We start from the raw sequence: 13,244 nt of genomic DNA on the forward strand, positions 1-13,244 counted from the left end.
CACTTCTCTCCTCAGGCCGCGCCTAATTACTCGAACCAGTGGGCTCGGGCGGCCATGATCAACTTGCCGGCACGCTCTTCGTCGATGCCGTCGATGTCGAGCAGGTCGTCAATCGACTGCTCGGCCAGGTCTTCGCGGTTAACCACGCCGCGCACCGCCAGTTCCGCCGCCAGGTCCTTGTCCATGCCCTCAAGGGAGAGCAGGTCTTCGGCCGGATGGGCGTCTGCCAGTTTTTCTTCGGTAGCGATGGCCTTGGTCAACAAACGGTCCTTGGCTCGAGCGCGGAGCTCATTGACGATATCTTCGTCAAAGCCATCGATGTTGAGCATTTCTTCCAACGGTACGTAGGCAATTTCTTCGAGGCTGGTAAAGCCTTCGTCGACCAGCACTTGGGCCAGCTCCTCGTCGACTTCCAGTTCATCGATGAAATTGCGCAGGATGTCACCGGTTTCTGCTTGCTGCTTGGCCTGGATGTCCTTTTCGGTCATCACGTTCAAGGTCCAGCCGGTCAATTGACTGGCCAAACGAACGTTCTGACCGCCACGACCAATGGCCTGGGCAAGGTTGTCTTCGGCGACGGCGATGTCCATGGCATGGGCATCCTCGTCAACGATAATCGCCGCGACTTCAGCCGGCGACATAGCGTTGATGACGAACTGCGCCGGGTTATCGTCCCAGAGGACGATATCCACACGCTCACCACCCAACTCTCCGGATACGGCTTGGACGCGCGAACCGCGCATGCCGATACAGGCACCTTGCGGGTCGATACGCTTGTCCTTGGAGCGGACGGCGATCTTGGCTCGCGACCCCGGATCACGGGATGCAGCCATGACTTCAATGAGACCCTCGGCAATTTCCGGCACTTCGATGCGGAACAGCTCGATCAGCATCTGTGGCGCAGTGCGCGACAGGATCAGCTGAGGGCCACGGTTTTCAGTGCGGATTTCCTTGAGCAGTGCACGCAGGCGCACACCAACGCGGAAAGTCTCGCGGGGAATGATGTCTTCGCGAGCCAACAAGGCCTCGGCGTTGTTGCCCAGGTCAACGATGACGTTGTCGCGGGTAACTTTTTTGACGGTACCGGAGATGATCTCACCCACGCGTTCGCGGTAGGCATCGACCACCTGGGCGCGCTCGGCCTCACGGACCTTCTGCACGATGACCTGCTTGGCGGTCTGGGCGGCGATACGACCGAACTCGATAGACTCGATCTTCTCCTCGATCACGTCACCGACCTTGGCTTCAGGGTGGGTCTCGTGGATCTTGCTCAACCAGGTCTCGATCGCCGGATCATCAAGATCGGCTTCATCGACCACGGTCCAGCGACGGAAGGTCTCGTAGCTACCGGTGTGGCGGTTGATTTCCACACGCAGGTCGACTTCGTCCTCAAAACGTTTTTTGGTTGCAGTGGCCAGGGCCACTTCCAGCGCTTCGAAAATGACGCCGGGCGGTACACCTTTTTCGTTGGATACCGATTCAACAACCAGCAGTACTTCTTTGCTCATCGTACGCCTCGCCTTGCGCAAGCCATTGGGCCCGGATAGTCCGCCGGGCCCGGCACGTCTCAGTCAAAACTGGGAATAATATTGGCCTTGTCGATCGAGTCGATCGGCAACAGGAACTCTTGATTGTCCACCTGGACCACCACATCCTGCTCCTCCACACCGCGGAGAAGGCCCTGGAAGTTACGACGACCCTCGAAGGGTGAGCGCAGCTTGATCTTCACTTGTTCGCCGGCATGCGAGGCAAACTGTTCCAGAGTGAACAGCGGGCGATCCATGCCTGGAGACGACACTTCAAGGGTATATTCACTGCTGATCGGATCTTCCACATCAAGAATGGCGCTGGCCTGACGGCTGACCGCTTCGCAGTCGTCAACCAGGATCCCGTCTTCCTTATCGATGTAGATGCGCAGTACCGAATGCTTACCCTGGGAAACGTACTCGATCCCCCAGCACTGATAGCCCAGACCCTCGACAACCGGGGCCAACAAGGCCTGCAACTGTTCTAGCTTGCTCGACACCTGAACCCCCTCGTGCATGCTGTGCAAATAAAAAATGGGCGAAGCGCCCATCCCTGAAAGCGCCGTTGGACAACGACGCCGAAAACTGTTCGGCTAGCAAAAAGCCCCTGAAAAGGGGCTCCGCTGAAGCTGGTTGCGGGGGCTGGATTTGAACCAACGACCTTCGGGTTATGAGCCCGACGAGCTACCAAGCTGCTCCACCCCGCGACAAAGCTGGGGCGAAAGTATAAGACTGAACCCAGTGCTGGGTCAATCCGACCTCCACCTACAAGAAAGCCCGCATAAAGCGGGCTCTCTTGCTTCAATTGGTACCGAGAAGGGGACTCGAACCCCTACACCCTATGGGCACAACCACCTCAAGGTTGCGTGTCTACCAATTCCACCACCTCGGCAATACTACATTTGAAACCCGTTACTTCTGCTCTTCTGCCGGAGGAGGTACATCACCCGTTGTAGGGGCAGTTTCGCTCTTCTGCTGTTGGAGCACCGGTACATCATCATTTACTGCCGGCTTCTGCTCTTTCACTTCCAATACTGCTGGATCTGGAAGGCCCGCCTGGGTCAGCTTGTGAGCTTGTTCCTTGGCGAAGTATCCTAACCCAAGTGCTGTCAAAAAGAAAGTGGCAGCGAGTATTGCAGTGAATTTACTTAGGAAGGTTGCAGAACCTTGGCTTCCGAACACAGTGTTTGAGGCCCCTGCGCCGAAAGATGCACCTGCTTCCGCACCTTTACCCTGTTGTAACAGTACCAGCACTACTAGCGACAGCGCTGCCAACAGATGAAAAACAACGATGACTGTTTCCAGCATTTGTTCAGTTTCCTGCGGCGCGACAAATTGCACCGAATTCGTCTGCGTTCAGGGACGCTCCACCAATGAGCCCCCCATCGATATCCGGCATGCCGAACAGTTCGGCCGCATTGGCCGCCTTCACGCTGCCGCCGTAGAGCAGCTGCACCTTCGCAGCCACTTCAGCATCTTCTGCCGCCAGCTGACTACGGATGGCGGCGTGCACATCCTGAGCCTGCTGTGGCGTGGCCGTTAAGCCAGTGCCGATGGCCCATACAGGCTCATAAGCAATTACTGCATTGGCAAAAGCCTTAACACCGAACGCTTCGATGATACTGCTTAGTTGACGCCCGACAACTTCGAGTGTCTTGCCAGCCTCGCGCTCTTCAAGGGTTTCCCCTATGCACAGCACCGGCTTCAAACCTTTAGCCTGTGCGGCTGCAAACTTGCGGTTAAGCACTTCGTCGGTTTCACCAATGATCTGGCGACGTTCCGAATGCCCAACCAACACCAACTTGCAGCCCACTTCGGCCAGCTGTTCCGGACAAACTTCGCCGGTCAGCGCACCCTGTTCGGGTTGTACAGCAGAATTCTGTGCGCCGACAGTTATTTCTTTACCTGCCAGGCCATCAATCACTTGATTGATGAACAAGGCCGGCGGAAACACCGCGACTTCCACTCCGATCGGCAGGGCGAGATTGCTCAAGCCCTCGGTCAGCTCAGCGACGCTGGCGCGGGTACCGTGCATCTTCCAGTTACCAGCTACCATAGGGCGACGCATGCTTTACCTCGTCGGTCAAAGTGGGCGCAGATCTTACCCAACCAGATCTGCGCTGGCAAGCGCCTTCAGACACAAACTTCGCCGACCAGTTTCGCCAGCGCTTCGGCATGGGCGCGAACCTGACTTTCGTCATCGCCTTCGACCATGACGCGCACCAACGGCTCGGTACCGGACTTGCGCAGCAACACACGCCCGCGACCGGCCATCGCCTCGGTCACCTTGGCACTGGCTTCCTTGACTGCAGGGTGCTCCAGCGGGTCGACCTTGCTTGCCCCGTAGCGCACGTTGATCAGCACCTGTGGGCACTTGCGCAGGGCCTGACGGGCCTGGGCCAGGGTCTCGCCGCGACGCTTGAGCGCCATCAGCACCTGCAGCGCGGCAATGATCGCATCACCGGTGGTGGTGTGATTGCAGCACACGACATGCCCGGAGTTTTCGCCACCGATCAGCCACTCGCGCTCGAGCAGTTCGGCCATGACGTAACGGTCGCCGACCTTGGCCCGCACAAACGGGATATCCAGGTCCTTGAGCGCGAGCTCAAGGCCCAGGTTGCTCATCAGCGTACCCACTACCCCGCCCTGCAGCTTGCCGCGGTCGTGCAGATCACGGGCGATGATGAACAGCAGTTCGTCACCGTCGATGATGGCACCGGTGTGGTCGACCATCAGCACCCGATCGCCGTCGCCGTCAAAGGCGATGCCCAGGTCAGCATGACCGACCAGCACGGCCGCCTGCAGCGACTCGATATGGGTCGAACCGCACCCTTCGTTGATGTTCAGGCCATCTGGCTGAGCATGCAGAATGGTGACGTCAGCACCCAGCTCGCGGAACACGCTCGGCGCGACCTTGTAGGTGGCACCATGGGCACAATCGACCACCAGCTTGAGGCCTTCGAAGCTGGTGCTGGAGGGCACGCTGCTCTTGCAGAACTCGATGTAGCGGCCGGCGGCGTCGTTGATGCGCGAAACCTTGCCCAGCTTGCTCGACTCGACCACCGTCATGGGCTGATCGAGCAATTCCTCGATCATCAACTCGACTTCGTCAGGCAGCTTGGTGCCTTGCCCGGAGAAGAACTTGATGCCGTTGTCGTCGTGCGGGTTGTGCGAGGCACTGATGACGATACCGGCTTCGGCGTGGAACGTACGCGTGAGGTAGGCGATGGCCGGCGTCGGCATCGGCCCGAGCAGCATCACGTCGGCACCGGCTGCAGACAGCCCCGCCTCAAGTGCGGACTCGAACATGTAACCGGAAATACGCGTGTCCTTGCCCACCAGCACACGGCAGTGGCCCTGCTTGCGGAAGGCCATGCCGGCGGCCCAGCCGAGTTTCAGCATGAAGTCCGGCGTGATCGGGTATTCGCCGACGCGGCCACGAATGCCGTCGGTACCAAAGTATTTTCTGCTCATAGCGGCTCCAATGTTCTTATTCGGCGTTTTGTACCGCAGCGATCATGCGCACTACATCGACAGTTTCGGCCACATCATGGACGCGAAGGATGCTCGCGCCCTTGGTCATGGCCAACGCTGCCAGCGCCAGGCTGCCGTACAGACGCTCGCCGACCGGACGATCCAGCGTCAGGCCGATCATGCTCTTTCGTGAAACACCCACCAGCAGTGGGCGCCCAAGGCGATAGAGCGCTTCCATGTGTTTGAACAGGCTTAGGTTATGCGCCAATGTCTTGGCGAAACCGAAGCCCGGGTCAAGAATGATTTTGTCTGCAGGGATGCCCGCCGCAGCACAGGCGGCCATCCGCTGTTCAAGATATCGCGTTACGTCGGCCGTCACATCATCGTAATGCGGGTCGTCCTGCATATTGCCCGGCTCACCGCGCATATGCATCAGGCACACCGGCAGGCCGGTGTCCGCCGCCGCATCCAGGGCGCCATCGCGCTCCAGGGCACGAACGTCGTTGATCAGGCCAGCCCCCAGCCGTGCGGATTCACGAATGACCGCAGGCGTGGAGGTATCGACCGAAATGACCACGTCCAGACGACTATTGATCGCCTCGACCATCGGTGCCACGCGTTCGATTTCTTCGATCACGGACACCGCACGCGCGCCAGGGCGCGTCGATTCGCCACCGATGTCGATTAGCGTGGCGCCCGCGGCAACCATGGCTTCGGCATGACGCAGCGCAGCATCGCGCTGGCTGAAGCGCCCGCCATCGGAGAATGAGTCGGGGGTGATATTGAGAATACCCATGACATGGGTACGCGACAAATCAAGAACCCGGTTGCCGCAAGGCAACCGGGTTGGGTACTGCACTGAACTCATAGATGCCCTTAGTGTTGAGCCGCTGGGCCGCCGATTGGCGATTCCGGGCGGTCACCCTGAGCTGCAGGGTTGCCCGAAGCCGAGTCACCATCCCAATCCCGCGGTTCGCGAGGGGTGCGACCCGACATGATGTCGTCGATCTGGTCGGCGTCGATGGTCTCGTACTTCATCAGCGCTTCGGCCATGGCATCGAGCTTGTCGCGGTTGTCGGTGAGCAGTTGCTTGGCCGTGGCGTAGCACTGGTCGATGATGCTGCGCACTTCCGAGTCGATCAGCTTGGCGGTTTCACCCGAGACGCTGGCGTGCTGGCTGCCGGCGCTACGGCCGAGGAACACCTCGCCCTCTTCTTCGGCATACATCAGCGGGCCGAGTTTCTCGGAAAGGCCCCATTTGGTGACCATGTTCCGGGCAATCTGGCTGGCGCGCATGATGTCGTTGGAGGCACCGGTGGTGACGCCATCGAAGCCCAGGGTCATTTCTTCGGCGATACGGCCGCCGTACAGCGAGCAGATCTGGCTGATCAGCGCGCGCTTGGACAGGCTGTAACGGTCTTCCTCAGGCAGGAACATGGTGACACCCAGGGCACGACCACGGGGGATGATCGACACCTTGTAGACCGGGTCATGCTCAGGCACCAGACGACCGACGATGGCGTGACCAGCTTCGTGGTAGGCGGTGTTCTGTTTTTCTTTCTCGGACATGACCATGGTCTTGCGCTCGGCGCCCATCATGATCTTGTCTTTGGCCAGCTCGAACTCTTTCATTTCGACCAGGCGCTTGTTGGAGCGCGCGGCAAACAGCGAAGCTTCGTTGACCAGGTTGGCCAGGTCTGCACCGGAGAAGCCTGGGGTACCACGGGCAATGACCGCCGGGTTGACGTTCTCGCCAATCGGCACCTTGCGCATGTGGACTTTAAGAATCTGCTCACGGCCACGGATGTCTGGCAGGCCCACAACGACCTGACGGTCGAAGCGACCAGGACGCAGCAGCGCAGGGTCCAGCACGTCCGGACGGTTGGTGGCGGCAATGACGATGATGCCATCGTTCATTTCGAAGCCGTCCATCTCTACCAGCAACTGGTTGAGGGTTTGCTCACGCTCATCGTGACCACCGCCCATGCCGGCGCCACGGTGGCGACCAACGGCGTCGATTTCGTCGATGAAGATGATGCACGGGGCGTGCTTCTTGGCCTGTTCGAACATGTCACGCACACGGCTGGCACCGACACCGACGAACATTTCGACGAAGTCCGAACCGGAAATGGTGAAGAACGGCACTTTCGCCTCACCTGCAATGGCCTTGGCCAACAGGGTCTTACCGGTACCGGGTGGGCCAACCATCAGCACGCCGCGCGGAATACGACCGCCGAGGCGCTGGAACTTGCCGGGGTCGCGCAGGAACTCGACCAGTTCGCCGACTTCTTCCTTGGCTTCGTCGCAACCGGCGACGTCAGCCAGGGTGGTCTTGACTTGGTCTTCGGACAGCAGGCGCGCCTTGCTCTTGCCGAAACTCATCGGCCCGCCCTTGCCGCCCGCGCCACCTTGCATCTGGCGCATGAAGAACATGAATACGGCAATGATCACCAGGATCGGGAAGCTGGCAACCAGCAACTGCGTCCAGATGCTCTGCTGTTCAGGCTGCTTGCCTTCGACGACCACGTGGTTGTCGACCAGGTCGCCGATCAAGCCGTTGTCGGTAATGGCCGGGCGCACGGTCTTGAAGTTGTCGCCGTCGGCACGCTTGCCGGTAATGATGTAGCCGTCGACGGTCACGCGCTCGACTTTCCCGTCTTTAACCTGCTGGATGAAGTCGGAGTAGTTGAGGGTCTGCGGCTCGTTAGGGCTGGAGAAGTTGTTCATCACTGTCACCAGGACAGCTGCGATGATCAACCACAGGATCAGATTCTTTGCCATGTCGTTCAATTCGCTACCCTCTGAGGCCGGCGCACGACGCAGCCGTGCCTCGCATGATATTCATCGCCCTAACTTACTACATTACCTACGCATCCGCAGGCACCGTCTGTAACCCTTTGTGAAACCTAGACTACACGAAGTTCGGACGATACAGACGGGGCGGCCGATTGGAATTAACTATCGACCACCCCGTGGCACGCCTTTCACACGCCTTTGAAACCTTTACCCAGCAGGTACTGCTCACGCGAACGATCCCGCGAAGACGACGGCTTACGCATCTGTACCTTGTCGAACTTGGTGCGCACGTCCTTCAGGTACATGTCGAAGCCTTCGCCCTGGAAAATCTTGATGAGGAAGTCACCACCAGGCTTGAGCACGCGGGTTGCCAGGTCCAGTGCCAATTCGCACAGGAACATGGCGCGCGGCATATCCACTTCAGGCGTACCACTCATATTGGGGGCCATGTCGGAAATCACAAGGTCTACGTGAGAATCACCGACTGCGTCGAGAATCTGCTGCAGGACTGCATCCTGGGTGAAGTCACCTTGAATGAAGGTAACGTCAGGGATCGAGTCCATTTCCAGGATGTCGGAGGCGATCAGGCGCCCTTGGCCACCAATCAGACGACTGGTCACCTGCGACCAGCCACCCGGGGCTGCGCCGAGGTCGATCACACTCATGCCAGGACGGATCAAACGGTCCTTTTCCTGGATCTCAAGCAGTTTGTAGCTCGCACGCGAGCGGTAGCCATCCTTCTGCGCTTGCTTCACAAAAGGGTCGTTAAAATGCTCTCGCAGCCAGTTAGCGCTGCTTTTGGAACGTTGTACCACGGGGCACCTCGATGATATGCGTCGTGATTGACTGGGCGGAGCCAGGGGCCCTCGGGTAAAATGCCTGTCAATTTTACAGAATCAGACGGAAAGGGTCAGATTATGCCGCTCAATAACGAGCAGAAGAAGCAATACAAGTCCATTGGTCATGACCTGAAGCCGGTCCTGATCGTTGCTGGCAACGGTGTTAACGAAGGCGTTGCCGCCGAACTGGAACGCGCACTCGCCGATCATGAACTGATCAAAGTCGAGATTCGCTCCGAAGATCGTGAAGAACGTGCCGCCGCCATTGCCGAATTGTGCAAGGTTGGCCGCGCCGAACTGGTGCAGACCATCGGCAAGAAAGCGCTGATCTACCGGAAGAACCCACAGCCGAACAAACAGCTGTCCAACATCCACCGCTTCAAATAATAGCGGCTCCGATCAGTGGCGCGCCTGGCGCGCCCTGACCGGTACGGGTTGGGCCACCAGCACGATGCCGGAAAAGCCCAGTACCAGGAAACAAAACATCTGCCAGCGCTCGCCCACTGAAATGCCGTAGCGCAGGGTGTAATAACCCACGCAAGCACCGAAGCCGAGCAACAGCATCTGGCCACGGAACTGCCGCCACCAGGCAGACAGCCCCTCTACCCTCGCCAATACCGCCAGCTGGGTCAACAAGCCTAGCAAGGCCACGCCAATCAACCAGCGGTCGATCTGCCCAGCGACATCCTGCACCAGCAGGGGCGCCAGGCCAGTGACCTTGAGCGCGGGCACCAGCCCCACATGAAACACCCACAAGCCGCCGACCCAGAACACCTGAGCCAGCTGCCAGAGGATCCCTTCAAGGGATGGCGCCCGCAGGCGCCGATCAGATGTGTTTGACTTCGACAATCTCGTACTCGACCGTGCCACTTGGCGTCTTGACGACGACGGTATCACCTTCTTCCTTGCCGATGATGGCACGAGCAATGGGTGCGCCGCTCGAAAGCTTGCCCTGTTTCACGTCGGCTTCATCCTCGCCGACGATCTGGTAGGTCACTTCATCATCGGTTTCGGTGTTGGCCAGCACCACGGTGGTGCCGAAAATCACCTTGCCGGTGTGAGGGATCGTGGTCACGTCGATCACGACCGAGTTCTGCAGGCGGCCTTCGATGTCGCGGATACGCGCCTCGACCATGCCCTGCTCCTCACGGGCGGCATGGTATTCGGCGTTTTCCTTGAGATCGCCCAGCTCGCGCGCCTCACCAATCGCCTGGCTCAGGCGCGGGCGCTCGGTCTTGCTCAGGAACAGGTGCTCTTCTTCCAGGGCGCGAGCGCCCTGGACGGTCATCGGGTACTTGGTAATGCTCATGCTTTAAGTCCTGCATGCAGATCTTGCAAGCGACGAACGGTCTTCTCAGGACCAAACTTCAACGCTTCGCAGATGGCTTCACCGGCCGCAATGGTGGTGGTGCAGTAAATCTTGTGCTGCAGCGCATTGCGACGAATCGAGTAGGAATCAGCGATCGACTGACGGCCTTCGGTGGTGTTGATGATCAGCGACACTTCGTCGTTCTTGATCATGTCGACCACGTGCGGGCGACCTTCGGTCACTTTGTTCACACGGCGCACTTTCAGGCCAGCCGCCTCGATAACCTTGGCGGTGCCGGCAGTGGCAACCACTTCGAAGCCCAGGGCGATCAGGTCGCGGGCAACGCCAGCCACTTGTGGCTTGTCGTCGTCACGCACGCTGATGAACGCAGTACCGCCGGTCGGCAGCACTTCGCTGGCACCCATCTGGGCCTTGGCGAAGGCTTCACCGAAGCTGTCACCGACGCCCATGACTTCACCGGTCGATTTCATCTCAGGGCCGAGGATCGGGTCAACCCCTGGGAACTTGGCGAACGGGAAGACGGCTTCCTTGACGCTGTAGAAGTTCGGGATGATTTCTTTGGTGAAACCGATCTCTTTCAGGGTTTTGCCAGCCATGACGCGGGCCGCGATCATCGCCAGCGATGTGCCGATGCACTTGGAGACGAAAGGTACGGTACGCGAGGCGCGCGGGTTGACTTCGATCACGTAGATCTTGTCGCCCTGCAGGGCCAGCTGCACGTTCATCAGGCCGACCACGCCCAGCTCCAGGGCCATTTTCTTGACCTGTTCGCGGACTTCGTCCTGCACGTGAGCCGGCAGCGAGTACGGTGGCAGCGAGCACGCCGAGTCACCGGAGTGAACACCCGCCTGCTCAATGTGCTGCATGATCGCGCCGATCACCACGTCGGTGCCGTCGCAGACCGCATCCACGTCCATCTCGATGGCGCAGTTGAGGAAGTGGTCGAGCAGCACCGGGCTGTCGTTGGACACTTGTACCGCTTCACGCAGGTAGCGCTTGAGTTCGTCCAGTTCGTAGACGATTTCCATGGCGCGACCACCCAGTACGTACGACGGGCGCACGACCAGTGGGTAACCGATGCCGCCCGCAGCGCGGATCGCTTCTTCTTCGCTGCGCACGGTAGCGTTTGGCGGCTGCAGCAGGTTCAGGCGCTGAACCATCTGCTGGAAACGCTCACGGTCTTCGGCACGGTCGATGGCGTCCGGGCTGGTACCGATGATCGGTACGCCGGCTTCTTCCAGGGCGCGGGCCAGTTTCAGCGGGGTTTGGCCGCCGTAGTGCACGATGACGCCTTTCGGCTTCTCGACGCGGCAGACTTCCAGCACGTCTTCCAGGGTCAGCGGCTCGAAGTACAGGCGGTCGGAAGTGTCGTAGTCGGTGGAGACGGTTTCTGGGTTGCAGTTGACCATGATGGTCTCGTAACCGTCTTCACGCAGGGCCAGTGCCGCGTGTACGCAGCAGTAGTCGAACTCGATGCCTTGGCCGATACGGTTAGGGCCGCCACCCAAGATCATGATCTTGTCGCGGGTCGACGGGCTGGCCTCGCACTCTTCCTCGTAGGTCGAATACAGGTAGGCAGTGTCGGTGGCGAACTCGGCAGCGCAGGTGTCGACGCGCTTGTAGACCGGGAACACTTCCAGCTTGTGACGGTGGCGACGCAGGTTCTTGTCGGTGATACCGAGCAGTACGGCCAGGCGCTGGTCCGAGAAGCCTTTGCGCTTGAGGCGCAGCATCAGGTTCTTGTCGATGGCCGACAGGGCCAGGGTCTTGACCTTCTCTTCTTCCTTGATCAGGTCTTCCATCTGAACCAGGAACCACATGTCGATGCCGGTCAGGGCAAAGATTTCTTCGCAGGTCATGCCCGAACGCATGGCGTCAGCGACGTACCAGATACGCTCGGCACCCGGCACGGTCAGTTCGCGCTTGAGGATGCTGGCAGCTTCTGGGCTGGCCAGGTCGACTTTCGGGTCCAGGCCGCAGGCACCGACTTCCAGGCCACGCAGGGCTTTCTGCAGGGATTCCTGGAAGGTACGGCCGATGGCCATGACTTCACCCACAGATTTCATCTGGGTGGTCAGGCGGGCGTCGGCTTTCGGGAATTTCTCGAAGGCGAAGCGTGGCAGCTTGGTGACGACGTAGTCGATCGACGGCTCGAACGACGCCGGGGTGCGGCCGCCGGTGATGTCGTTTTGCAGCTCGTCGAGGGTGTAGCCGACAGCCAGCTTGGCGGCGATCTTGGCGATCGGGAAGCCAGTAGCCTTGGAAGCCAGGGCCGACGAACGCGATACGCGCGGGTTCATCTCGATCACGACCATGCGGCCGGTGTCTGGGCAGATACCGAACTGCACGTTGGAACCGCCGGTTTCGACACCGATTTCACGCAGCACCGCCAGCGAGGCGTTGCGCATGATCTGGTATTCCTTGTCGGTCAGGGTCTGCGCTGGCGCAACGGTGATCGAGTCACCGGTGTGCACGCCCATCGGGTCGAAGTTTTCGATCGAGCAGACGATGATGCAGTTGTCCTTCTTGTCACGGACCACCTCCATCTCGTATTCCTTCCAGCCGATCAGCGATTCGTCGATCAGCAGCTCTTTGGTCGGCGACAGGTCCAGACCACGGGCGCAGATTTCTTCGAATTCTTCACGGTTGTAGGCGATACCACCACCGGTGCCGCCCATGGTGAACGACGGGCGGATGATGCACGGGAAGCCGAGCTTCTCGAGGACCGCATTGGCCTCTTCCATGCTGTGGGCGATACCGGAGCGCGGGCACTCCAGGCCGATGTCCTTCATCGCCTTGTCAAAGCGCGAGCGGTCTTCTGCCTTGTCGATGGTGTCGGCGTTGGCACCGATCATCTCTACGCCGAACTTTTCCAGAACGCCATGGCGCTCCAGGTCCAGGGCGCAGTTCAGCGCGGTCTGGCCACCCATGGTCGGCAGCACCGCGTCTGGGCGCTCTTTTTCGATGATCTTGGCCACCGACTGCCATTTGATCGGCTCGATGTAGGTGGCGTCGGCCATGTCCGGGTCGGTCATGATGGTGGCCGGGTTGGAGTTCACCAGGATGACGCGGAAACCTTCCTCGCGCAGGGCTTTGCAAGCCTGGGCGCCGGAGTAGTCGAATTCGCAGGCCTGGCCGATCACGATCGGGCCAGCGCCGAGAATCAGGATGCTTTTGATGTCTGTACGTTTTGGCATGGTTGTCACTCAAATCCGCGGGTCAGTCGGCAAGCCGTCTTGAACAATCTGGGTCAGGCGCTTCCGGGCGCGGCGCAAGCCG

The 13,244-nt window shown here is 59.7% G+C and carries 12 protein-coding genes and 2 tRNA genes; 1 reads left to right on the top strand and 13 read right to left on the bottom strand.

All coding sequences use genetic code 11. The features are described 5' to 3' along the window. Positions 1 to 26 precede the first annotated feature (26 nt). The 10 genes from nusA to rlmE form a co-directional block, all read right to left on the bottom strand. The gene (gene nusA, locus AC5PZ0_RS25800; RefSeq protein WP_027595024.1) at positions 27 to 1,508 is read right to left on the bottom strand and encodes a transcription termination factor NusA; all 1,482 of its coding nucleotides are present in this window, start codon (positions 1,506 to 1,508) and stop codon (positions 27 to 29) included. A gap of 59 nt (positions 1,509 to 1,567) precedes the next feature. Beyond that, complete coding sequence (gene rimP / locus AC5PZ0_RS25805; RefSeq protein ID WP_033694237.1) at positions 1,568 to 2,026, bottom strand: ribosome maturation factor RimP; 459 nt, start codon at positions 2,024 to 2,026, stop codon at positions 1,568 to 1,570. A gap of 130 nt (positions 2,027 to 2,156) precedes the next feature. After that, positions 2,157 to 2,233: transfer RNA gene (locus AC5PZ0_RS25810), tRNA-Met, on the bottom strand. Positions 2,234 to 2,332: 99 nt separating this feature from the next. After that, a tRNA-Leu gene (locus AC5PZ0_RS25815) sits at positions 2,333 to 2,418 on the bottom strand. Positions 2,419 to 2,438: 20 nt separating this feature from the next. After that, on the bottom strand, positions 2,439 to 2,834 hold the full coding sequence (gene secG, locus AC5PZ0_RS25820) for a preprotein translocase subunit SecG (RefSeq protein ID WP_027595026.1): 396 nt from the start codon (positions 2,832 to 2,834) through the stop codon (positions 2,439 to 2,441). Positions 2,835 to 2,838: 4 nt separating this feature from the next. Beyond that, positions 2,839 to 3,594, bottom strand: coding sequence for a triose-phosphate isomerase (gene tpiA, locus AC5PZ0_RS25825; RefSeq protein WP_493856013.1), 756 nt, complete (start codon positions 3,592 to 3,594; stop codon positions 2,839 to 2,841). Positions 3,595 to 3,659: 65 nt separating this feature from the next. Next, positions 3,660 to 5,000 carry a phosphoglucosamine mutase gene (gene glmM / locus AC5PZ0_RS25830; protein ID WP_027595028.1) on the bottom strand — a complete coding sequence of 447 codons (1,341 nt, stop codon included), beginning with the start codon at positions 4,998 to 5,000 and terminating at the stop codon, positions 3,660 to 3,662. Positions 5,001 to 5,016: 16 nt separating this feature from the next. After that, complete coding sequence (gene folP / locus AC5PZ0_RS25835; RefSeq protein ID WP_027595029.1) at positions 5,017 to 5,868, bottom strand: dihydropteroate synthase; 852 nt, start codon at positions 5,866 to 5,868, stop codon at positions 5,017 to 5,019. 8 nt (positions 5,869 to 5,876) lie between these two features. Next, a complete protein-coding gene (ftsH, locus tag AC5PZ0_RS25840; RefSeq protein ID WP_027595030.1) occupies positions 5,877 to 7,781 on the bottom strand; it encodes an ATP-dependent zinc metalloprotease FtsH in 1,905 nt (634 codons plus the stop codon). Between the two features lie 203 nt (positions 7,782 to 7,984). After that, positions 7,985 to 8,611, bottom strand: a complete 627-nt coding sequence (gene rlmE, locus AC5PZ0_RS25845) for a 23S rRNA (uridine(2552)-2'-O)-methyltransferase RlmE (protein ID WP_027595031.1) — start codon at positions 8,609 to 8,611, stop codon at positions 7,985 to 7,987. 102 nt (positions 8,612 to 8,713) lie between these two features. Between rlmE and AC5PZ0_RS25850 the strand changes: the two genes are divergently transcribed. Then, positions 8,714 to 9,022, top strand: coding sequence for a YhbY family RNA-binding protein (locus tag AC5PZ0_RS25850; protein ID WP_027595032.1), 309 nt, complete (start codon positions 8,714 to 8,716; stop codon positions 9,020 to 9,022). Between the two features lie 12 nt (positions 9,023 to 9,034). On the opposite strand, the gene AC5PZ0_RS25855 is transcribed toward AC5PZ0_RS25850, so the two are convergent. The 3 genes from AC5PZ0_RS25855 to carB are packed head-to-tail and all read right to left on the bottom strand — an operon-like array spanning position 9,035 to position 13,162. Then, entirely contained in the window at positions 9,035 to 9,484 is a 450-nt protein-coding gene (locus AC5PZ0_RS25855; RefSeq protein ID WP_081717511.1) for an MFS transporter, read from the bottom strand. Beyond that, a complete protein-coding gene (gene greA, locus AC5PZ0_RS25860; protein ID WP_008098898.1) occupies positions 9,462 to 9,944 on the bottom strand; it encodes a transcription elongation factor GreA in 483 nt (160 codons plus the stop codon). The genes AC5PZ0_RS25855 and greA overlap by 23 nt, the downstream gene beginning before the upstream one ends. Continuing rightward, positions 9,941 to 13,162, bottom strand: a complete 3,222-nt coding sequence (gene carB, locus AC5PZ0_RS25865; protein ID WP_493856014.1) for a carbamoyl-phosphate synthase large subunit — start codon at positions 13,160 to 13,162, stop codon at positions 9,941 to 9,943. Before carB ends, greA begins: the two co-directional genes overlap by 4 nt. Positions 13,163 to 13,244: the final 82 nt, after the last annotated feature.

The organism is Pseudomonas sp. 5.2, assembly GCF_059025405.1.

Excerpts from the sequence above, each read along its gene's own strand:
- nusA (WP_027595024.1), bottom strand. The coding sequence starts at position 1,508 with ATGAGCAAAGAAGTACTGCTGGTTGTTGAATCGGTATCCAACGAAAAA.
- secG (WP_027595026.1), bottom strand. The coding sequence starts at position 2,834 with ATGCTGGAAACAGTCATCGTTGTTTTTCATCTGTTGGCAGCGCTGTCG.
- tpiA (WP_493856013.1), bottom strand. The coding sequence starts at position 3,594 with ATGCGTCGCCCTATGGTAGCTGGTAACTGGAAGATGCACGGTACCCGC.
- glmM (WP_027595028.1), bottom strand. The coding sequence starts at position 5,000 with ATGAGCAGAAAATACTTTGGTACCGACGGCATTCGTGGCCGCGTCGGC.
- folP (WP_027595029.1), bottom strand. The coding sequence starts at position 5,868 with ATGAGTTCAGTGCAGTACCCAACCCGGTTGCCTTGCGGCAACCGGGTT.
- ftsH (WP_027595030.1), bottom strand. The coding sequence starts at position 7,781 with ATGGCAAAGAATCTGATCCTGTGGTTGATCATCGCAGCTGTCCTGGTG.
- AC5PZ0_RS25850 (WP_027595032.1), top strand. The coding sequence starts at position 8,714 with ATGCCGCTCAATAACGAGCAGAAGAAGCAATACAAGTCCATTGGTCAT.
- greA (WP_008098898.1), bottom strand. The coding sequence starts at position 9,944 with ATGAGCATTACCAAGTACCCGATGACCGTCCAGGGCGCTCGCGCCCTG.
- carB (WP_493856014.1), bottom strand. The coding sequence starts at position 13,162 with ATGCCAAAACGTACAGACATCAAAAGCATCCTGATTCTCGGCGCTGGC.